The sequence below is a fragment of the Nocardia sp. NPDC056564 genome (assembly GCF_042793755.1).
Classification (GTDB): domain Bacteria; phylum Actinomycetota; class Actinomycetes; order Mycobacteriales; family Mycobacteriaceae; genus Nocardia.
The window spans coordinates 74,569-92,742 of the sequence record NZ_JBHTUR010000001.1; the positions used below are offsets into that span (position 1 = coordinate 74,569).

At 69.7% G+C, this 18,174-nt stretch carries 23 protein-coding genes; 14 read left to right on the forward strand and 9 right to left on the reverse strand.

All coding sequences use genetic code 11. The features are described from left to right. The 3 genes from ACFQ9K_RS00395 (at position 1) to ACFQ9K_RS00405 (ending at position 2,518) form a co-directional block, all read left to right on the forward strand. A complete protein-coding gene (locus ACFQ9K_RS00395) occupies positions 1-606 on the forward strand; it encodes a hypothetical protein (RefSeq protein ID WP_378718729.1) in 606 nt (201 codons plus the stop codon). 168 nt (positions 607-774) lie between these two features. Next, a complete protein-coding gene (locus tag ACFQ9K_RS00400; protein WP_378718730.1) occupies positions 775-1,587 on the forward strand; it encodes a hypothetical protein in 813 nt (270 codons plus the stop codon). 46 nt (positions 1,588-1,633) lie between these two features. Further along, positions 1,634-2,518: an aminoglycoside phosphotransferase family protein gene (locus ACFQ9K_RS00405; RefSeq protein ID WP_378718732.1), complete on the forward strand. Its 885-nt coding sequence runs from the start codon at positions 1,634-1,636 to the stop codon at positions 2,516-2,518. Between the two features lie 3 nt (positions 2,519-2,521). Here the strand turns inward: ACFQ9K_RS00405 and ACFQ9K_RS00410 are convergent, their stop codons facing one another. Then, complete coding sequence (locus ACFQ9K_RS00410; protein ID WP_378718734.1) at positions 2,522-3,520, reverse strand: SDR family NAD(P)-dependent oxidoreductase; 999 nt, start codon at positions 3,518-3,520, stop codon at positions 2,522-2,524. Between the two features lie 127 nt (positions 3,521-3,647). Here ACFQ9K_RS00410 and ACFQ9K_RS00415 point away from each other — a divergent pair, with 127 nt between their 5' ends. From ACFQ9K_RS00415 to ACFQ9K_RS00425, 3 genes are read left to right on the forward strand one after another with little or no spacing between them, the layout of a single operon-like run. Further along, entirely contained in the window at positions 3,648-4,832 is a 1,185-nt protein-coding gene (locus ACFQ9K_RS00415; RefSeq protein WP_378718736.1) for a sensor histidine kinase, read from the forward strand. Further along, the gene (locus ACFQ9K_RS00420; RefSeq protein WP_378718738.1) at positions 4,829-5,473 is read left to right on the forward strand and encodes a response regulator; all 645 of its coding nucleotides are present in this window, start codon (positions 4,829-4,831) and stop codon (positions 5,471-5,473) included. The genes ACFQ9K_RS00415 and ACFQ9K_RS00420 overlap by 4 nt, the downstream gene beginning before the upstream one ends. A gap of 32 nt (positions 5,474-5,505) precedes the next feature. Then, positions 5,506-6,390: an aminoglycoside phosphotransferase family protein gene (locus ACFQ9K_RS00425; protein WP_378718740.1), complete on the forward strand. Its 885-nt coding sequence runs from the start codon at positions 5,506-5,508 to the stop codon at positions 6,388-6,390. Positions 6,391-6,551: 161 nt separating this feature from the next. On the opposite strand, the gene ACFQ9K_RS00430 is transcribed toward ACFQ9K_RS00425, so the two are convergent. Together ACFQ9K_RS00430 and ACFQ9K_RS00435 are read right to left on the reverse strand one after the other, a co-directional pair. Further along, positions 6,552-6,932, reverse strand: a complete 381-nt coding sequence (locus ACFQ9K_RS00430) for a DUF5313 family protein (protein ID WP_378718742.1) — start codon at positions 6,930-6,932, stop codon at positions 6,552-6,554. Positions 6,933-6,950: 18 nt separating this feature from the next. After that, positions 6,951-7,391 carry a MarR family winged helix-turn-helix transcriptional regulator gene (locus ACFQ9K_RS00435; protein WP_378718743.1) on the reverse strand — a complete coding sequence of 147 codons (441 nt, stop codon included), beginning with the start codon at positions 7,389-7,391 and terminating at the stop codon, positions 6,951-6,953. Positions 7,392-7,511: 120 nt separating this feature from the next. Between ACFQ9K_RS00435 and ACFQ9K_RS00440 the strand changes: the two genes are divergently transcribed. Then, entirely contained in the window at positions 7,512-8,090 is a 579-nt protein-coding gene (locus tag ACFQ9K_RS00440; protein ID WP_378718745.1) for a hypothetical protein, read from the forward strand. Beyond that, the gene (locus ACFQ9K_RS00445; RefSeq protein ID WP_378718746.1) at positions 8,084-8,506 is read left to right on the forward strand and encodes a DUF418 domain-containing protein; all 423 of its coding nucleotides are present in this window, start codon (positions 8,084-8,086) and stop codon (positions 8,504-8,506) included. Before ACFQ9K_RS00440 ends, ACFQ9K_RS00445 begins: the two co-directional genes overlap by 7 nt. A gap of 9 nt (positions 8,507-8,515) precedes the next feature. On the opposite strand, the gene ACFQ9K_RS00450 is transcribed toward ACFQ9K_RS00445, so the two are convergent. Continuing rightward, a complete protein-coding gene (locus tag ACFQ9K_RS00450) occupies positions 8,516-9,688 on the reverse strand; it encodes a cytochrome P450 (protein ID WP_378718747.1) in 1,173 nt (390 codons plus the stop codon). Between the two features lie 150 nt (positions 9,689-9,838). On the opposite strand from ACFQ9K_RS00450, the gene ACFQ9K_RS00455 reads away from it, so the two are divergent. Further along, the gene (locus ACFQ9K_RS00455) at positions 9,839-11,410 is read left to right on the forward strand and encodes a Na+/H+ antiporter (RefSeq protein WP_378718748.1); all 1,572 of its coding nucleotides are present in this window, start codon (positions 9,839-9,841) and stop codon (positions 11,408-11,410) included. Positions 11,411-11,448: 38 nt separating this feature from the next. On the opposite strand, the gene ACFQ9K_RS00460 is transcribed toward ACFQ9K_RS00455, so the two are convergent. Next, entirely contained in the window at positions 11,449-11,643 is a 195-nt protein-coding gene (locus ACFQ9K_RS00460; RefSeq protein WP_378718750.1) for a heavy metal-associated domain-containing protein, read from the reverse strand. Positions 11,644-11,770: 127 nt separating this feature from the next. On the opposite strand from ACFQ9K_RS00460, the gene ACFQ9K_RS00465 reads away from it, so the two are divergent. Genes ACFQ9K_RS00465 through ACFQ9K_RS00475 form a run of 3 tightly spaced genes read left to right on the forward strand, consistent with a single transcriptional unit; the run spans position 11,771 to position 12,592 of the window. Continuing rightward, a complete protein-coding gene (locus ACFQ9K_RS00465) occupies positions 11,771-12,226 on the forward strand; it encodes a hypothetical protein (protein ID WP_378718752.1) in 456 nt (151 codons plus the stop codon). A gap of 24 nt (positions 12,227-12,250) precedes the next feature. After that, the gene (locus tag ACFQ9K_RS00470) at positions 12,251-12,406 is read left to right on the forward strand and encodes a DUF6131 family protein (RefSeq protein ID WP_378718754.1); all 156 of its coding nucleotides are present in this window, start codon (positions 12,251-12,253) and stop codon (positions 12,404-12,406) included. Positions 12,407-12,415: 9 nt separating this feature from the next. Then, entirely contained in the window at positions 12,416-12,592 is a 177-nt protein-coding gene (locus ACFQ9K_RS00475) for a CsbD family protein (RefSeq protein WP_378718755.1), read from the forward strand. A gap of 78 nt (positions 12,593-12,670) precedes the next feature. Here ACFQ9K_RS00475 and ACFQ9K_RS00480 read toward each other — a convergent pair whose 3' ends face one another. Further along, complete coding sequence (locus tag ACFQ9K_RS00480; protein ID WP_378982622.1) at positions 12,671-13,261, reverse strand: TetR/AcrR family transcriptional regulator; 591 nt, start codon at positions 13,259-13,261, stop codon at positions 12,671-12,673. Between the two features lie 109 nt (positions 13,262-13,370). Between ACFQ9K_RS00480 and ACFQ9K_RS00485 the strand changes: the two genes are divergently transcribed. Next, positions 13,371-14,582 carry an alpha/beta hydrolase family protein gene (locus ACFQ9K_RS00485; protein ID WP_378719748.1) on the forward strand — a complete coding sequence of 404 codons (1,212 nt, stop codon included), beginning with the start codon at positions 13,371-13,373 and terminating at the stop codon, positions 14,580-14,582. A gap of 50 nt (positions 14,583-14,632) precedes the next feature. Here the strand turns inward: ACFQ9K_RS00485 and ACFQ9K_RS00490 are convergent, their stop codons facing one another. Genes ACFQ9K_RS00490 through ACFQ9K_RS00500 form a run of 3 tightly spaced genes read right to left on the reverse strand, consistent with a single transcriptional unit; the run spans position 14,633 to position 16,613 of the window. Then, a complete protein-coding gene (locus ACFQ9K_RS00490) occupies positions 14,633-15,364 on the reverse strand; it encodes a VIT family protein (protein ID WP_378719746.1) in 732 nt (243 codons plus the stop codon). A gap of 45 nt (positions 15,365-15,409) precedes the next feature. Next, the gene (locus ACFQ9K_RS00495) at positions 15,410-15,955 is read right to left on the reverse strand and encodes a YdcF family protein (protein ID WP_378719744.1); all 546 of its coding nucleotides are present in this window, start codon (positions 15,953-15,955) and stop codon (positions 15,410-15,412) included. Positions 15,956-16,010: 55 nt separating this feature from the next. Further along, positions 16,011-16,613, reverse strand: coding sequence for a TetR/AcrR family transcriptional regulator (locus ACFQ9K_RS00500; RefSeq protein WP_378719743.1), 603 nt, complete (start codon positions 16,611-16,613; stop codon positions 16,011-16,013). A 72-nt stretch (positions 16,614-16,685) separates the two neighbouring features. Between ACFQ9K_RS00500 and ACFQ9K_RS00505 the strand changes: the two genes are divergently transcribed. Further along, on the forward strand, positions 16,686-18,125 hold the full coding sequence (locus ACFQ9K_RS00505) for an alpha/beta hydrolase (protein WP_378719741.1): 1,440 nt from the start codon (positions 16,686-16,688) through the stop codon (positions 18,123-18,125). Positions 18,126-18,174: the final 49 nt, after the last annotated feature.

Consider the following 18,174-nt stretch of genomic DNA (forward strand, 5'->3'; position numbering starts at 1 on the left):
ATGTCGAACGACGTTGTGACCGAACCGAAGTCGAACACCGACGCCGACACCGCCGCGGCCGCGCCCGTGGCGGACAAGGGCGGGCGGACCGTGTCGATCCGCCTGTCGACCGTCGCGTTCGGCGCCGCGCTGGTGGCGCTGGCCGCCGCCACCGCCGTGTTCGCGACGCTGTGGGCCTCGGCGCGCGGCGACCTCAGCGACCGCGACGCCGCGGCCGCCGCCGACCGGCATGCCGAGCAGGTGGCCACCGACTACGCGGTCGGTGCGTCCAACATCAACTTCCAGGACGTCAACGGCTGGGTCACCAAGCTCAAGTCCAACACCACCCCGCAGCTGGCCGGCAAGTTCGACGCCACCGCGTCGAAGCTGCAGGACATCCTGGTCCCGCTGAAGTGGACCTCGACCTCGACGCCGATCACCGCGAAGGTGATGAACACCGACAACGGGGTCTACAAGGTGAACGTCTTCCTCAACGTCACCTCGACCAGCGCCCAGACGCCCGAGGGCGCGCAGACCACCGTCACCTACACGGTGAACGTCGATCCGAACAACGGCTGGAAGGTCGCCGACGTCGGCGGGGTCGCGGGCGCGCTGCCCAAGCAGTGACCCGTCCAGCAAACTGGTTTACCGGCAGCTATTTCTCATAAATAGCTTCTACCTGCGCAAACGAAAACTGCATAAAGTGAACATCGACTCAGCAACCTTCGGGTAGCCTGCCGTGAAGATCAACTTTCGTACCGGTGTTTCCCTGTCCATACAGTGAAGGCGGTTTCGATGGTGGCACCCGGCGGCAGTCACGAACCCGAACGGGGCGCCGACAACCGTGGCCTGGTCATCGCCGCGGTGGTCGCCGCGGCGCTGGTGCTGGTGGTCGCGATCGGGCTGCTGCTCGGGTCGGGCGGGGACTCGAAGGACGAGAAGTCGGCCTCGACGACCGGCACCGCGAGTCCGTCGTCCCGCGGTACCGCCGGCTCGACGCCCAATCGGGTGAGCCCGGGGCCCGCCACGCCGGTCCCGCCGGTCCCGCAGCCCGCCCGCAAGCTCGGCGACGACTGCTCGGCGGGCGGCATCCAGGCCCGCTGGGATCTGCGGGCCGGGCAGTGGGCGTGCGTCCCGGCCGGGCAGGACGTGCACCGGATCGGGGACGACTGCTCGCACGACGGCATCACCGCGCGCTGGGGCCGGGGGCCCGACGGTCGTTCGGTCTGCCTGCCGCAGGGACAAGGTCCGGACATCCACGCGGTCGGTGACGATTGTTCGCACGACGGGATCGCCGCGCAGTGGGGGTTGCCACCGGATGGTCGCTGGGTTTGCGTCCCGCTGCCGCCGGGTGCGCCCGCGCCGTTGCCGCCCAATCCGGGCCCACCGCCCGCCGATCCCGGACCGCCGCCGGTGAATCCCGGCCCACCGGCCGCGAATCCGGGTCCGCAGGCCGTGAATCCGGGTCCGCCGCCGGTCGATCCAGGACCGCCGCCCGCCGATCCAGGACCGCCGCCCGCGCCCGCTCCGCCGCCGGCCCCACCACCGTTGTTTCCCGGGCTGCCGCCGTTCATTCCGGTGCCGCCGCCCCCGCCGCCCGCCCCCTGATCGGGTCCGCCGAAAATCGATCGACACGGCTGAGATGCTCGATGGCGTGATCGTCGTGCCCGAATTCTTCGCCACCCGACTCGCCGACCAGGAGGGGGCGCCGGCCAAGGCCTGGCTCGACCGCCTGCCCGAGCTTGCCGCGCACTACGCCGATCGCTGGCGCCTCACCTTCGACGGACCGTCCATGCACGGCTACGGCGCGCTGGTGCTGCCCGTCCGGCGCGCGGACGGCGGCCCGGCCGTGCTCAAGCTGGCCTACCTGACCCCCGAGACCAAGGACGAGCCGGTCGCGCTCGCCGCGTGGCAGGGTGACGGCGCGGTGCTGCTCTACGCGAGCGACGCCGCCGACGGAGCCATGCTGCTGGAACGCCTCGATGCCAGGCGCTCACTGCACACCGAGCCGATCGACGACGCGGTGCGGATCACCTGCGAACTCCTGCGCAGGCTGGCAATCCCGGTGCCGCAGGGCATTTCCCGGAATCTGCGCACCGAATCCGCGGGCTGGGCCGAGGAACTGCCGAGGGAGTGGGCCCGGCTGGGCGAACCGTACCCGCGCAAGCTGCTGGACGCGGCCGTCGAGGTGTGCACCCAGCTCGGCCCCGGCGCGGACCAGCTGCTGGTGAACGAAGACCTGCACTTCGAGAACGTGCTTGCGGCACAACGGGAACCGTGGTTGGTCATCGATCCGCAGCCGCTGGCCGGTGATCCCGAATTCGCCACGCTGTCGCTGTTGTGGAGTCGCCGAACCGAATCCGCGCTCGACGACCGCTTCGCCGCCGTGGTCGACCTGGCCGGCCTGGACGCCGACCTGGCCCGCGCCTGGACCCTCGTGCAGTGCGCCCGTAACTGGTTGTGGTTCGCCGAGGAGCCGGACTGCGCCGACCCCGGCTACCCGTCCGTCCAGGAGATCGGACCGTGGGCGCTGCGCTGATGCTCAGGCGTGCGCGGTCTTTCCGCCGTCGATGACCAGTTGGGCGCCGGTGAGATACGGGTGCTCGGTGGAGGCGAGGGTGAGCGCGAACGCGGCGATCTCGGCCGGCGTCGCCAGCCGGCCGAGACCCGGAACATTGCTGCTCGCCCACTGTTTCATCAGCACCTGGTACGCGTCATCCGGGAGGTTCTCGAATCCGCCTGCCCGGCGCACCAATTCGGTGTCCGTGGTGCCGGGGACCAGCGCGTTGACCCGGATGCCGTTCGCCGCGTAGTCCAGCGCCGCGGCCTGGACCAGGCCGACCAGGCCGCGCTTGCTCGCGGTGTACGCGCCGCGACCGGCGTCGGTGGCGAGCGCGTTGCTCGACGAGGTGACCACGATGGTGCCCCCGCCGTTGCGAAGCATGTGCGGCACTTCGTATTTCATCGCGAGGAAGGTGCCGCGCAGGTTGGTGTGCAGCACCCGGTCGAAGTCCGCGGTGCTGTACTCGTGCAGCTTCTTCTGCACGGTGATGCCGGCATTGTTGAACGCGACATCCAGTCCGCCATAGGTTTTCACGGCCGAGTCGACGAAATTACGGACGTCCTCCTCGACCAGGACGTCCGCGCGGATGTAGGTCGCCTCGCCGCCCGCGGCGCGGATCTCGCGCTCCACCGCCCGGCCGCGGTCTTCCCGCCGCCCGCAGAACGCGACTCGCCCGCCTTCGGCCGCGAACAAGTGTGCCGCCGCCGCGCCGATGCCCGAGGTCGCGCCGGTGATCAGCACGGTCTTGCCCGCGAACCGCCGCAGCGCGGCCGGGGTGAACTTCGGCGGGTTGGAATTCGCGCCCAGTGCGACGCCGCCGGCGAGGCCCGCGGCCGCACCGACCGCGAGACCGGACGCCGCCATCGTGCCGAGCAGTCGCCTGCGGCTCGGCCTGGCGGTTCCGGCGTCGGGCCGGGCCGGGTTGTGCGGTTCGTCGCCGTCGGGTGCGGCTGCTGCCGGGTCGTTTTCGTTCGTCATGCCTTTCACCTTCTCGGCAGCCGCGCTCTGCGGACTCCGCCCGCCGGCCCGAATCTCGGCCGCGCGGAGGAGGCCGCTCCTACGGCGGGAGGAGCCGGGCGGTCGCAACGCGCGGCATGATGAGGACGTGGTGCGATCGGCCGGAATGACCAGGGGCGTGGAGTCGTGGCTCGACGCGCGGTTCCTGCCGGTGCGGATGCTGGTGCTCGCGGTCGCCGCGGCCGGGTATCTGATCTTCCTCGCCGGTCGGCCGAGTCCGCTGGACTGGGCGATCGGGATGCTCGCGGTGCTGGTCACGGCGGGCGGGGTGCGCTGGCCGTTCGGCACGTCGATCCTGGTGAGCGCACTCTTGCTGCTCGGCTTCGAGATCGGTGACACCGGCCCGGTGGTGGCGAAGGTGGCCGCCGCGATCGCGCTGATCGAGTTGTCGGCGCGCCGATCCGGCTGGCGACCGTGGCTGGCCGCGTGCGCGCTGGCCGGGGCCTATCTCCTGCATCCCAGCGGTGACCTGGCCGCGAACGGCTATCGCGCCGTGGTGATGGCGGGCGCGCCGGTAATGATCGGCATTCTGCTGCGTAGCGCGCGTGCGGGCGCCGACCGCGCGCGCCGCGAGGCCCACGAGGTCGCCCAGCGCCGCGACGCCGAGGTCGCCGCGGCGCGCGCCATCGAGCGCACCGCCATCGCCAGGGAATTGCACGACCTGATCGCCCATCACGTGTCCTCGACCGTGCTGCGCGTCGGCGTCGCCAGGCACGCCATGCCCGACGCGCCGCCCGGCGCACTCGAAGTCCTCGACGACATCCACGCCAGCGGCAAGGAAACCCTCGCCGACCTGCGCAGATTGGTTGCCATCCTGCGCGATCCGGCGATGACCGGCGACTCCTTCCTCGCCCCCGCCGACCTGCCCGCCGCACTCACCGCCGTGCTGGACCGCGCCCGGCAGTCGGGGATCACGGTCGCCGCCGAGGTGACCGACGACATCATCGAAGTCGATGCGGTACTTGCGCTTACGCTGCTGCGCCTCACCCAGGAGGGCATATCGAACATCACGAAACACGCGGGCGCCGGCGCCGAAGCCCGGCTGACCATTGCCATGTGGGACGGCGAGGTCCGATTCACCCTGCGTGACAACGGAATTCCGTCGAACCCCGGCGGTGGTTCCGCCGCGAACCGGTCCGGCGGTCACGGTCTCGGCCTGATCGGCCTGCGCGAGCGCGTCGAACTACTCGGCGGCGACTGCACCGCCGGCCGCGTCGGCCCGGAATGGCAACTCGCAGCACGCCTTCCGCTCGGCAAGCCGGTGCGGCCATGACGGTTCGTGTGCTCATCGTCGACGACCAGCACCTGGTCCGTGCGGGACTGCGCATGCTCTGCCAGACCGACGCGGGCGTTGAAGTGGTGGGGGAGGCCGCCACCGGCACCGATGCCGTCCGCCTCGCCGAACAGCTGACCCCCGACGTGATCCTGATGGACCTCCGCATGCCAGGCATGGACGGAATCCGGGCTACCGCGGCGATTCTCGCCAATCGGCCGAGCGCCCGCGTGCTCGCCCTCACCACCTTCGACGACGACGATCACCTCTACCCGGCGCTCTCCGCCGGGGCCTGCGGCTTCCTGGTCAAGGACGCCTCACCCACCGACCTCCTGCACGGCATCCACCGCGCCGCGGCCGGCGACCACCCGTTCTCGCCCGACATCCTCCGCCGCGTCGTGGACTCCGCCCTGGCCGCCCGCACCGGCGCGCCGCCGCCCGAACCCGTCGTTCCCGCAGGGCTGACCGCCCGCGAATCCGAGGTGCTCCCCCTGGTCGCCGAGGGCCTGGCCAACGCCGACATCGCCGAACGCCTGCACCTCGGCATCACCACGGTCAAAACCCACATCACCAACCTGATGGCCAAAACCGGGACGACCAACCGCGTCCAACTGGCCGTCCTCGGCGTTCGCGGCCGTTGAAATTGGCTGGACACGGCTGAGAGGCTCGAAGGGTGAGCATTGTTCCCGAGTTTTTCGCCGAGCACATCGCCCGGACCGCGGGGGCGGAGGCGCTGGCCTGGCTGGCCGAGCTGCCCGCGCTGGCCGAGGACTACCGGCGACGCTGGCAACTGAGTTACGACGGCCCGGCGATGCACGGTTACGTGGGGTTGGTGCTGCCGGCCACCAGGGCCGACGGCACCGAGGTCGTGCTGAAGCTGAGCATGGTGGAGCCGGAGACCCGCGATGAACCGCTCGCGCTCGCCACCTGGGCCGGGGTGGGTGCGGTGCGGCTGCTCGACAGCGATCCCGAGCGCGGCGTGCTGCTGCTGGAACGCCTCGATTCGAGCAGATCGCTGGCGACCGAGCCGATCGGCGACGCCGTGCGGATCGCCGCCGGCCTGCTGGCCCGGCTCGCGATCCCGGCCCCGCCGGGTCTCGGCCGCGACCTGCGGATCGAGGCCGAACGCCACGCGGTGGAACTGCCCGGGGACTGGCAGCGCCTCGGCGAGCCGTTTCCGCGCAAGCTGCTGGACGCGGCCGTGGAGGTATGTGACCAGTTGGGTCCCGATGCCGCTCGGCTGCTGGTGAACGAGGATCTGCACTACGAGAACGTGCTGGCCGGGACGCGCGAACCGTGGCTGGTCATCGATCCCAAACCACTCGTCGGCGACCCCGAATTCACCACGCTGTCGCTGATCTGGAACCGCCGCTCGGAGTCGTCGCTGGACGACCGGTTCGCCGCGATCGTCGACGGCGCAGGTCTCGACGCCGATCGGGCCAGAGCGTGGACTCTCGTTCGCGCCGTGCGGAATTGGCTGGATTTCCTGGACGACGACGATCTCGACGACGACGGCTACGTCGCGGTGCGCGACATCGCGCCGTGGGCGCTGCGCTGAGCGTGGCTGCTATGCGGCGACATTGGGTCCGACGAACCGTTCGACCGGCCCCCGCCCCGTGGCGGGATCGGTTGCGGGCCAAGACAACAGTGACCGCGCCACCCGGCCGATCCACCGCCCAGCGGCGGGGTCGGCGGTGGCGGTTCCGGTGAGGACCGGCCTCAATGCGGGTGCTGGGCAGCGTATCTCGCGCGTTCGAGGGCGCGGCGGCGACTGCGCTCCGGGTTCTCCAGGTCGGCCGGTAAGCCGTGCTTGACGAGGCGGTGCGCGCGGTTCATCGGCATGAAGGCCGCGGTGTAGAACAGCGCGAGCAGCACGGCGAGCAGCACCATCGCGCCGCGCAACCACAGCTCGCCGGGGAAGAGCAGGAAGACGACGAACAGCGGGGTGAACGGGATCATGCCGCGCACGATGTGCCGGGTGGTCGCGTGTTTGCCGGCCAGGTCGTTGCGCACCCAGTCCAGCATCGAGTCGGGCAGGCGGCGCCCGAAGGCGTAACCGATCCACTGGATGGGGTTGGGCCGCCGTGCTTTTCGGGACATACGAACTCCTGACGAGGGCTAGACGGTCATCGATCGACGCGCGGCCTGGTTGACGCGGGTGAGTACCTCGCGCAGTTCCTCGAGATCGGCGAGGGTGACGCCGAGCCGCTCGACCACCGCGGGCGGGATCCGCTCGGCCTGCTTGCGCAGCGCGACTCCGGCCTCGGTCAAATCGATGACCAGATTCCGTTCGTCTCGGCTGTCCCGTTCGCGGGTGATCAGCCCGGCGCTCGCCAACCGCTTGAGCAGTGGCGACAGCGTGGGCGAGTCCAGCTGGATGGCCTCGGCGATCGCCTTCACCGACATCGGCGCCTCGCCCCACAGCGCGAGCATCACCAGATACTGCGGATGGGTGAGGCCGAGCGGTTCGAGCAGCGGCCGATAGACGCCGAGCACCGCGCGATTGGCCACGGCCAGCGCGAAGCACACCTGCCGGTCGAGCTGCAACGGATCGTCCATCTGACCTCCTGTCGAACTGTATTCAAGATTAACGCACAAACAGTTAGTGCACGAAGTATATGGGCGACATCACGTCGGAGAAGCGTGGCTCCGGCGTGGGTGATCGTTAGTTTGAGACACATGCACAACGACACGGGCCGCATCCACGAGCTCGACGCCGTGCGCGGATTGGCCCTGTGCGGGATTCTCGTGGTCAACATCTGGCAGCTCACCGACATGGAGGTGGTGCGCGCGCCGGGGGAGATGGTTCCGCTGCGGCACCTGCTCTCGGTGCTGTTCGAGGGCCGCTTCTTCCCGATCTTCTCGTTCCTGTTCGGCCTGAGTTTCGCGCTGTTCCTGGACAGCGCGGCCCAGCGCACCGACCGTCCCCGCCTGGTTCTGCTCCGCCGTCTGGTCGCACTCGGCCTGCTCGGCCTCGTCCATCATCAGTTCCAGCCCGGCGAGGCACTCCTGCCCTACGCGCTCGTCGGGCTGGTGATCCTGCTGCCCGCCGCCGGCCTGCCGCGCCTGGCGATTCTGATCGCCGGGTTGGCCGCGACGGTCGGTGTCGCCGTGACCCTGGGCGGCGGCTTCGGCCTGGTCCCCGGGCTCTTCCTGCTCGGCCTGGCCACCGCTCGCTACGGCATCGCCGACACCCTCGACGAACGCGGCTGGCAGATCGCCGCGGTCTTCGCGCTGGCGCCCCCGCGGCGGTGCTGACCGCACTGTGGGAGTACCGCGTGCCGTACCTCGACCTGCTGATCAGCAACGCACCGCCGATCGCCGGACTGCTCGGCGCCCTCGCCTACCTGACCGGCCTGCTACTGGTCTTGCGCACCGAAGCAGGCGGTGTCCTGTCCGACATCCTGGCGCCGATGGGCCGGATGGCCCTGACCAACTACCTCGCCGCCACCGCGCTGATCCTGCTCGCCGAACCGCACCTCGGCTTGGCCGGCACCGCCAGATACGGCGTCCTGCTGGCCCTGGCCGCCGCGATCATCGCCGTCCAGGCCGTCGCCAGCTGGGCCTGGCTCACCCGGTTCCGCTACGGTCCGGTCGAATGGGTCTGGCGCTGCGTGACCTGGTGGGAGCTGGTCCCGGCGCGGCGCGTGCCGGAGCCCGTCCGGTACCGGTGATACGGCGGATCAGCCGAGCTTCACCGGCAGGGTGTACGGGCCGCGATGCCGGAACCCCGAGCGCCAGGCGATATCTCGCTCGTCCACCGTCAGCGCGATGCCCGGCCAGCGGGTGAAGATATGGTCGAGGGCAGTTCCAGTCAGGGTGCGCACCAGCGCGTTGCCAAGGCAGGCGTGCAGACCGTAGCCGAGGGCGAGCTGGGCGTGGGGCGCGCGGGCGAGGTCCAATTCGTCTGGGCGGTCGAAGATTCCGGGGTCGCGATTGGCCGCGGCGAGGCACAGCAGCACGGTCTGTCCGGCGCGGATGGTCTGCCCGCCGATGGTCAGATCGGTGGTCGCGAACCGTGGTCCGGCGAGGACCTGCGGCGACAGATAGCGCAGCAATTCGTCTACCGCCGAATGCTTTTCCGCGGTGCCGTGCAGGACACGCAGCTGATCCGGGCGGCCGAGGAGGGTCAGCACCGAGCCGGCGATCAGGTCGACGAGTACCTCGTACCAGACGAACAGGAGATAGAAGAGCAATCCGGCGAGTTCGTCCGCGGACGGAGCGCCGGTGTCGTCGTGCGCCGCGACCAGCCGGCCCAGCAGGGTGTCGGCGCGTGCGGATCGGGCCTGTTCCGTTGTCGCGGTGATGATCGCGAGCATGGTGGTCAGGGTGTCCCTGGCGCGCGGAGGATCGGCCGCGGGGAGCAGGGTCGAATTCGCCCAGGCGAGCAGGCTTTCGCGTTCGGCGGCTGCCAGTCCGAGTAGTTCGCCGAGCACGGCGGCGGGCAGCGGGACGGCGAGCCGTTCGACCAGGTCGACCTCGGCTCCCGAATCTAGTTCGCGCAGAAAGGAATCGACCAGGATCGGGGTGCGGTGCGACCATTCGGTCAGCCGTCGTGGTGACAGTTCGCTGGTCACGAAGTGGCGCAGCCGCGCATGTTCGACCCGATCGGCAAGCAAAAATGCGAGCATCGACGGCGGGACCGCGAAACCCCGATAGTCCTCGGCGCCCGCCCGGCTAACGTTGGTCGACAGCCGATCGTCCAGCAGTCCCGCGCGCACATCGCCGTACCCGGTCACCAGCCACGCGGGCGGACCGTCGGGCGTCCGAACCCGGTGCACCCCGCCCTCGGCGCGCAACCTGGCCAGCGTCGGCCACGGATCTGCCGCGAACCCGGCCCCGAATACCTCTGTCACCGGTTCATCATCTCGCATTGGGCAGCAAGACTTCTCGACGGTCCGCTGCCCACCGGGGACCGCCGACGGGCTATTGCGCGGCAAATCTCACGGCCGTGGTTCGGCGCGGCGGCCGAGCAACGTCCGGCGCGCATCGCAGACTGGTCGGTCATGGACCAGTTGGTGCTGATGTTCGTGATTCTGTTCGCCGCGATCCTCGCCGAGCCGTTGGGCAAGCGGCTCGGGGTGGCGTCGGCGGTGTTGATGACGGTGTTCGGGTGCGTGGTGGCGCTGGTCCCGTTTGCCCCGCGGATCAATATCCCGCCGGATCTGATCTTGCCGTTGGTGTTGCCGCCGTTGCTGTACGCGGCGTCGCGCCGGACGTCGTGGCGGCAGTTCGCGGAGAACTGGGGGTTGATCGCGCTGCGGGCGTTCGGGCTGGTGGTCGCGACGGCCGCGGCGGTGGCCGCGGTGTTCCACGCCTGGTATCCGGCGTTGCCGATCGCCGCCGCGGTGGCGTTGGGCGCGTTGGTCGCGCCGCCGGATCCGGTGGCGGCCACCGCGTTGGCGGGCAGTCTCGGGTTGCCCCGCCGGCTGGTGGTGGTGCTCGGGGGTGAGGGGCTGTTCAACGATGTCACCGCGATCGTCATCTATGGCGTCGCGGTGCAGGCCGTGGTCACCGGAAAGTTCTCCGCGCCGCGCGCCGCGGCGGAATTCGTGATCTCGGCGGTAGTCGCGATCGCGGTCGGGCTGGTGCTCGGCTGGGCGGGGAGCCGGTTGACCAACTACCTCGCGGAGGCGACGTGGCAGGTCGCGTTGAGCCTGCTGCTGCCGTTCGCCGCGTATGGCCTCGCCGAGGCGTGGCACGGGTCCGGCGTGCTCGCGGTGCTGGTCTGCGCGCTGTACCTGACCGACGCGGTCACCGAGTTCGGCGATTCGGACTACCGGCTGGTCGGTGCCTCGTTCTGGGACATCATCGAAATGTTGTTGAGCGGCTTCGCGTTCGGCCTGATCGGCCTGGAGCTCGGCGCGGTGCTCGACGCGACCGGCCACGACTGGCCGAAGCTGCTCGGCGGGGCCGGCGCGGTGGTCGCGGTCGTGGTCGGACTGCGCCTGGTCTGGCTGTTGACCACCTGGGCGATCGGCCGCGCCTGGTGGCCGAACGCCGACGAGCCCTACACCTGGCGGGAGACGGTCGTCACCTGGTGGGCCGGGATGCGCGGCGTCGCGACGGTCGCACTGGCACTGGCCATTCCGTTCGTGACCGACGACGGACAGGACTTTCCCGGCCGCACCGAGATCCTGTTCACGGCGTTCGTCGTCGTCCTGTTCACACTGCTGCTGCAAGGGCCGACGCTGCCGCTCGTGGTTCGGCTCACCGGTGTGCACGCGGACACCCAGAAGGAACGCGAACTCGAACGCCAGCTGTGGGACCGGGTCATCAAGGCGGAGATGACGCGCTTGAAAGAGGTGGCCGCCGAACAAGATCTACCCGACGACGTCTACGAACGCCTGCGCGACGGCTTCCGACAGCGAATGGCGCGCGCCGACCCGCAGGCGGCCGACGCGGACGCCAAGGCGGAAGCCGAGCGGAATGTGAAGGTGGCCAAGCGGTTACGCGTCATCCGCGACGAGGTGGTCGAGGCGGGTCGGCGGGAAGCGTTGAACGCGCGCCGTGAGCCGGGCATGCCGCCGGACCTCGTGGACCGGGTGACCCGGCGGCTCGATCTCGGCAGGCGCTGAACCGGCCGGAGATCGAATCGTCCAGCCGGGCAGCAAGATCAGCTCGCGGCGACGCCGGTATTACGGATCGCCTCGAGTACCTCGTTGTAGGTGAGGTCGGAGTTGACCGTGGCGGACTCGGACGGCACGTCGATGTCGACATAGTCGACGCCGTTGATGCCGCGTAGCGAGGATTCGATGGCGGAGGCGGACTCGTGGGTGACGTTGTGCAGGGTGATGGTGTACGAACTCATGCTCTTCGGATACACCGAATGCCGGCCGGTAAACGCCGGCGAACAGTTGAGTTCGATTCCCTACGTTTGGTTGTCGAGTCCCCGGGAATAGCCGGGATGTCATACAACTCGACACAACAGGATTGTCATGATCATCATCATCGGGCTCGTCGTCTTGATCGCAGCTGTGATCGTCGGCGTCGCAGGCGTGGTGGCGAACAACGGCGAAGCACACTTCCTATCAAGTGATTTCGCCGTCTTCGACTACCACTTCCACGGCTCCAGCGGCCTGCTGTTCGGCTACGGCATCGTCCTCGGCGCCATCGGCGCCGTCGGCCTTTCCCTATTGCTGACCGGTGTCTGGCGTGTGTCCCGCCGAAACATGGTGGCACGCCGTGAGCTCAGGCAATCCCGCCGCGAAATGGCGGCGGTCCGGCGCGATCTAGCGGGCGGCAGCACACCGCCGGTCCGCAAGGAGCCCGAACCGCAGCCGCACCGCGAGCCCGTCTGGAGTCGATTCGTGCGCCGCCCGGCCACGACTCCGGCCGGTGGCACACCGCGCGCCGAAAGCACCACCCGCGTGCAGGCGCCGGCGTCGAAATAATCATCGAGAAAAGGAAATACGACCATGATTATTCTCGGACTTGTCCTCCTCATCGCGGGGTGGCTGCTCGGAATCGGATTGCTCACCACCGCAGGTCTCATCATCCTCGTCGTCGGCCTCGTGCTCATGATCGCCGGCTCGGTCGGCCGCCCGGTCGGCGGTCGGCGCTGGTATTACTAGGGACCGACCATGAGTAGGTTCGAAGATCGGATCGCGCACCAGGTGCAGGCCGCCCGGGGCAACGCGAAGAAATACCTCGGCCGTGCGGTGGGCAACCGCCGCCTGGAAGCCGAGGGACGTCGAGAACAGGCTCGCGGCAACGTGAAACGCGCCGCGGACAAATTGCGGGACGCGTTCAAACGCTGACCTGATGGCCGGTCGTTCAGCCGAGGGGCTTACCAAGCCCCTCGGCTGACGCCGGCCATAACGCTTTTCCGGACGGCCTCACCCGCGGAACGCCGCGATCAACGTATTCGTCAGGCCGTCCAGGTAATCGGGGCTGGTCGGCTCCCCGCCCAGCAGGCGCCGCCAGAACAGCGGGGCGATACACAGATCGAGGGCGAGCTCGAGGTCGAGCTCGGCCGGGAGTTCGCCCCGATCGATCCCGCGACGCAGTATCCGCGCGACCTTCTCCCGGCGGCTGTGCCCCACCGCCTGCAACGCGTCGGCGACGGCGGGCGTGCGGATGCCCTCGGCGAGCAGGTCGGGGATGATCCGCGAGGCGAGCGGATGACTGAACCCCGCGGCCGTGGCCGCGAGGAACGCCCGCAGGTCGCCGCGCAGCGACCCGGTGTCCGGCACCTCCGCGGCCGCCACCGCCACCTGTTCGACGAGCGCGAGCACCAGTTGCTCCTTGGTCGCCCACCGCCGGTACAGCGTCGGCTTGCTGACGCCCGCGCGCCGCGCCACCCCCTCCATCGTCAGCTTGCCGTAGCCGACCTCGGCCAGCTCGGCGAACGCCGCGCGGGTGATCGCGGTGGTGACCTGCGGCTGCATCACCGCGGCTCCGGCGGGGACGCGGGGTGAATCTGTCATGTGCTCATCCTAACAACGTCGATACGGTTGCGTTTCGTCGTGAGTCGTCGTAGCGTTCTGGATGCGCGACGAAACGCAACCGTATCGACGTATAGATCGAGGTAGGGCCATGAAATTCCAGTTCGACGACGAGTCCTTCGACTTCGAGGCGCTGCGCGCGGTGGGCTTCGCCGGCTATCGCGGCGCCGATCTGGGCGAGGTGCTGGCCACCGCGAGCCGGATCACCGACGGCGACGAGGCGGCCTGGCAGCGCGAGTGGCAGGCCACCGCCGAGCGGGTGCACGCGATCGGCACCGACGCGCTGGCGAAGGGGCGCACGGTCAGCGCCCGCGACGCACTGCTGCGCGCCTCGAACTACTACCGCACCGCGGAGTTCTACCTGCGCGACAACCCCGCCGAGGACCCCGTCGCCCGCGAGCTGTCCCGCCGATCCCGCGAAACCTTCGCGCAGGCAGCCGAATTGCTCGACACCCCGGTGCGCGGGGTGAGGATTCCGTTCCAGGACACCACTCTTCCCGGCTACCTGTTCCTGGCCGACGATTCCGGCGAGCCGCGGCCGACGGTGATCTTCAACAGCGGCTTCGACTCCACCCTGGAGGAGGCGTGGTTCGCTCTGGCCGCCGCCGCGGTCGAGCGCGGCTATCACGTGCTCGCGTTCGACGGACCAGGTCAGGGCGCGGTGATCCGCGAGCAGGGCCTGCCCTTCCGGCACGACTGGGAGGCGGTCATCACCCCGGTCGTCGACTTCGCGCTGAGCCTGCCGGAGGTGGACCAGGAACGAATCGCGGTGTACGGCTACAGCCTCGGCGGCTATCTGGTCGCCCGCGCGGCCGCCTTCGAGCACCGGATCGCCGCGCTCGTGCTCAATGACGGCCTGTTCGACTACCACGCCGCCAACACCACGGCGATGCCCGAATTCCTCGCCGAATGGGTCGAATCCGGGCGCGATGCCGAGGCGCTCTCGGTGGTCGGGCTGATCATGGCCGTCAGCACCGGCGTCCGGTGGGCGCTGCGCAACGGCACCTGGACCTTCGGCGCGACCTCACCGGCCGACTACGTCCGCAAGACCAAGCCGTACACGCTGGCCGGCATCGCGGACCAGATCGACTGCCCGACACTCGTTTTCGACGCCGAGGACGATCTGTTCTTCAAAGGTGAGGCGCAGCGCGTCTACGCGGCGCTCACCTGCCCGAAGGAGCTGATCGTCGGCACCGTGGCCGAGGGTGCGGGCGCGCACTGCCACATGGGCGCGATGCTGCTGACCCATCAGCGCGTATTCGATTGGCTCGACGGCATTTTCGAAGCCCTGCCGGCCGCGTGATCGCGGTCGCCTGCTGGGTTGCCGGAGCCGGGCGATTCTCCATCCCCGGCTCAGATCCCGGCGACCCCCGCGAGCTGCCCGATGCCGTAGGTGACCGCCATGGCGAGTGCCCCGCCGATCACCACCCGCAGCACGGCGCGGCCGCGTTCGCTGCCGCCGAGGCGGGCGCTGACCGAACCGGTGATCGCCAGCGCGACCAGCACGGCGGCGAAGGTGATCGGAATCCGCAGCGGGACCGGCGGCAGCAGAATGGCCAGCAACGGCAGTAGGGCGCCGAAGGTGAACGACACGGCCGAGGAGAACGCGGCCTGCCACGGGTTGGTCAGGTCCTTGGGGTTGAGTCCCAGCTCGGCCTCGGCGTGCGCGGTGAACGCGTCGTGCGCGGTGAGTTCCTCGGCCACCTTGCGCGCGGTGTCCGCGGAAAGGCCCTTGGCCTCGTAGATGCCCGCCAGCTCGGCCAGCTCGAATTCCGGTTCCTCGCGCAGCTCGCGCCGTTCCTTCGCCAGCAGCGCCCGCTCGGAATCGCGCTGGGTGCTCACCGACACATACTCGCCGACCGCCATCGAGATCGCGCCCGCCGACAGGCCGGCAATGCCCGCGGTGAAGATGGCGCCCGTGCTGGTGGTCGCGGCGGCCACGCCGACCACCAGGCCGGCCGTGGACACGATGCCGTCGTTCGCGCCGAGCACCCCGGCGCGCAGCCAGTTCAGCTTGGACGCCAACCCCTCGCCATGGGGTTCGTGCGGGTGTGCGCCCGCGGGTGCGCCGGTCGTCTCGTCCATGATTCGAAGACTAAGCGAAATCCGGCGGGCCGACCCGTAGCCCGCTCAGCAGCCCGGCGACAGAAACGCCCGCAGATATCCCGCCGACTGCCGGATGTACATCCACGCCCAGAACCGCGGTCCCGACGCGCTCGGGCTGGCCACCATGGTCAGCTCGCCGTCGAAGCATTTCGACACGATGTAGCGCGCTCGCGACACGTGCGGGGTGTAGGTCACCACGATGATGTGCCGCCAGCCGAATTGCCGTGCCCGCCGCCGGATTTCCTGCGCCTCGCCCTCGGTGGTCCACGGATCCGGGACAAAGCAGCTGACGGTGAAGGCGAACTGGCCCGCGCAATACCGGTCCATCTCGTGGTCGTCGAGCCCCGTGGAACGGGAAATCAGCAGCGTCGGCGCGTATCCCCGCTCGGCGAGCTCGAGCCCGACGTCGAACCGCTCGTACGCGGTGCCGCCGAGCACCACGATGGCGTCGGCCTTGCGGAGCGGATCGGTCTGCGGATAGACGTACACCGGCAGACCCGCCAGCCCGATCAGCAGGACCAGGGCGAGCAGGGCTCCGAAGAAGATTCCAGCTCGTCGCAGGCCGGTCACCAGCCCGACGATACCGAAATCCGCGCGGCGACCGGTTGATCCGCCGCCATCGGAGTCAGCGGCACAGCTGGTCCAGGTACTGCCTGAGCAGCTCCCGAACCCGCTGAGGCGGAATCTTTTCCGGGCGGATCAGCGACTGCACGGTGAGGCCGTCGACGAAGATGTAGAGGCGTTCGGTCTCCGACTCCAGATCGATGCCGTCGCGCAGCCTGCCGCTCGCGGCCAGCTCCCGCATCACCCAGGTGACCAGTTCCGCGGTGGAGTCGTAGAGTTCGTCGCTGCTCGTACGCAGCGCCGGTTCGGTGAGCACGCGGCCGAGGAACGCCAGCCACACCGTGGTCACCGCGCGCTGCCGGGGACCGGTCGGCAGCAATCCGGTGAGCAGGATCTGCGCGGCGCGGTCGAGCGGATCGGCGGCCAGGTCCAGTTGCCGGATCCGGTCCATCATTCCCTCGCCGACCATGCCGAGCGAGAAGGCGAGCAGCTCGGACTGGGTGGAGAAGTAGTGCCGCAGGCTGCCCATCGAGAGACCGGCCTCGGTGGCCACCTTGCGCACCGAGGCGTTCTCCAGCCCGTCGCGCTGGATGACCCGCCAGACCGCCTCGGCGATCTCCTGCCGCCGTTGCTGGTGAGCCTGTTGGTCGACGGTTCTTGCCACCTCGTATTTGTAGCACGAGTGTGTTAGCTTTCGATAAGTAACACAGTTGTGCTGAGAAAGGTGCGGACGGGGATGCGAGGGTTCGGCGTAGTACTCGGGGTGGTGGCGCTGCTGGCGACGGCCTGTGGGGGAGGCCCGGCGCGGCAGGCCGAGCCGGTGTGGTCGCCGTGCCGGGGCATCGCGGGCGACGGGCGGGTGTGGGAATGCGCGACGATCACCGCACCCCGTGATTACCGCGCACCCGGCGCGGGCACTATCGACCTGGCACTGATCCGCACCCGCAGCGCCGATCCGGCGAAGCGGCTCGGGTCGCTGGTCTATAACCCGGGCGGGCCCGGCGGCTCCGGGTTGGAAACCGTGGTGGGCGTGGCCGCGCGGTTCTCGGCGTTGCTCGATCGGTACGACCTGGTGTCCTGGGATCCGCGGGGTGTCGGTCGCAGCACCGCGGTCACCTGCGCGGATGGTCCACTGCCGGAACGGGTTCCGCGCACCGATCCCGAATGGGCGGCCATCGATGCGAGCAGCGAGCAGTTCGCCGGCTCATGTGTGGCGGCGTCCGGACCACTGCTCCCGCACATCGGCCTGTTCGACTCCGCGCGCGACATCGACCTCGTGCGCGCGGCGGTGGGCGACGACAAGCTGAACTACCTCGGCGTTTCCTACGGCGGTCAGCTCGGCGCCGCCTATGCCACGCTCTTCCCGGGGCGGGTCGGCCGCATGCTGCTGGACGCACCGGGCACGCCGCTGCGCACCTTCCGGCAATCGCTGCTCGATCAGTCCGCGGGTAGCGAGGCGGCGTTGCGGGACTTCCTGAGTTTTTGTGTGGCCCAGGGGAATTGTCCACTCGGCGGGACGGAGCAGGCGGCCTCGGACGGGATCGACGCCTTCCTCGCCCGGGTCGAGTCGGCACCGTTGCACACCGACCGTGGCGCACCGCTCACCCGGCCGGTCGCGACGGCGGCACTCGGCCTGGGCGTGGCGGCCCCGGAAATCTGGCCGCCGCTGATCACCGCGCTCGCCCAGGCCTTCTCGGGCGACGGTAACGAACTCATCGGCTACGCCGACCTTTTCGCGGGTCGCCGGCCGGACGGCTCGCGCTCCAACTTCGCGTCGATCAACACGGCCGCCAACTGCGCGGACTATCCGGACTTCTACAGCACCGAGCAGATTCGCGGCTTCCTGCCGGAGTTCGCGAGGGTCTCACCGCGTTTCGGTGAGCTGACCGGCCTCCGGCTGGCCGAATGTACGCACTGGCCGGTGCACGGCGTCGGCCGCGCTCCGCTGGGTGGCGCGGGCGCGGCGCCGATCGTGTTGATCGGCAATACCGGTGATCCGGAGGCGCCGATCGAGTGGGTGTCCGAGCTGGCGCGGGCGCTGGCGTCGGGTGTCCTGGTCACCTATCACGGGGTGGGGCACGGCGCGTATGGCGGCGTGAACGACTGTGTCGACCGGGTGGTGAACGCCTACCTGCGCGAGGGCGCGGTGCCCGAGCACGGGACCGCGTGCCGGTAGTTCGCGCGACCCACGGGAATAGCGGACTGCATCTGCCTTGTTCCATTCC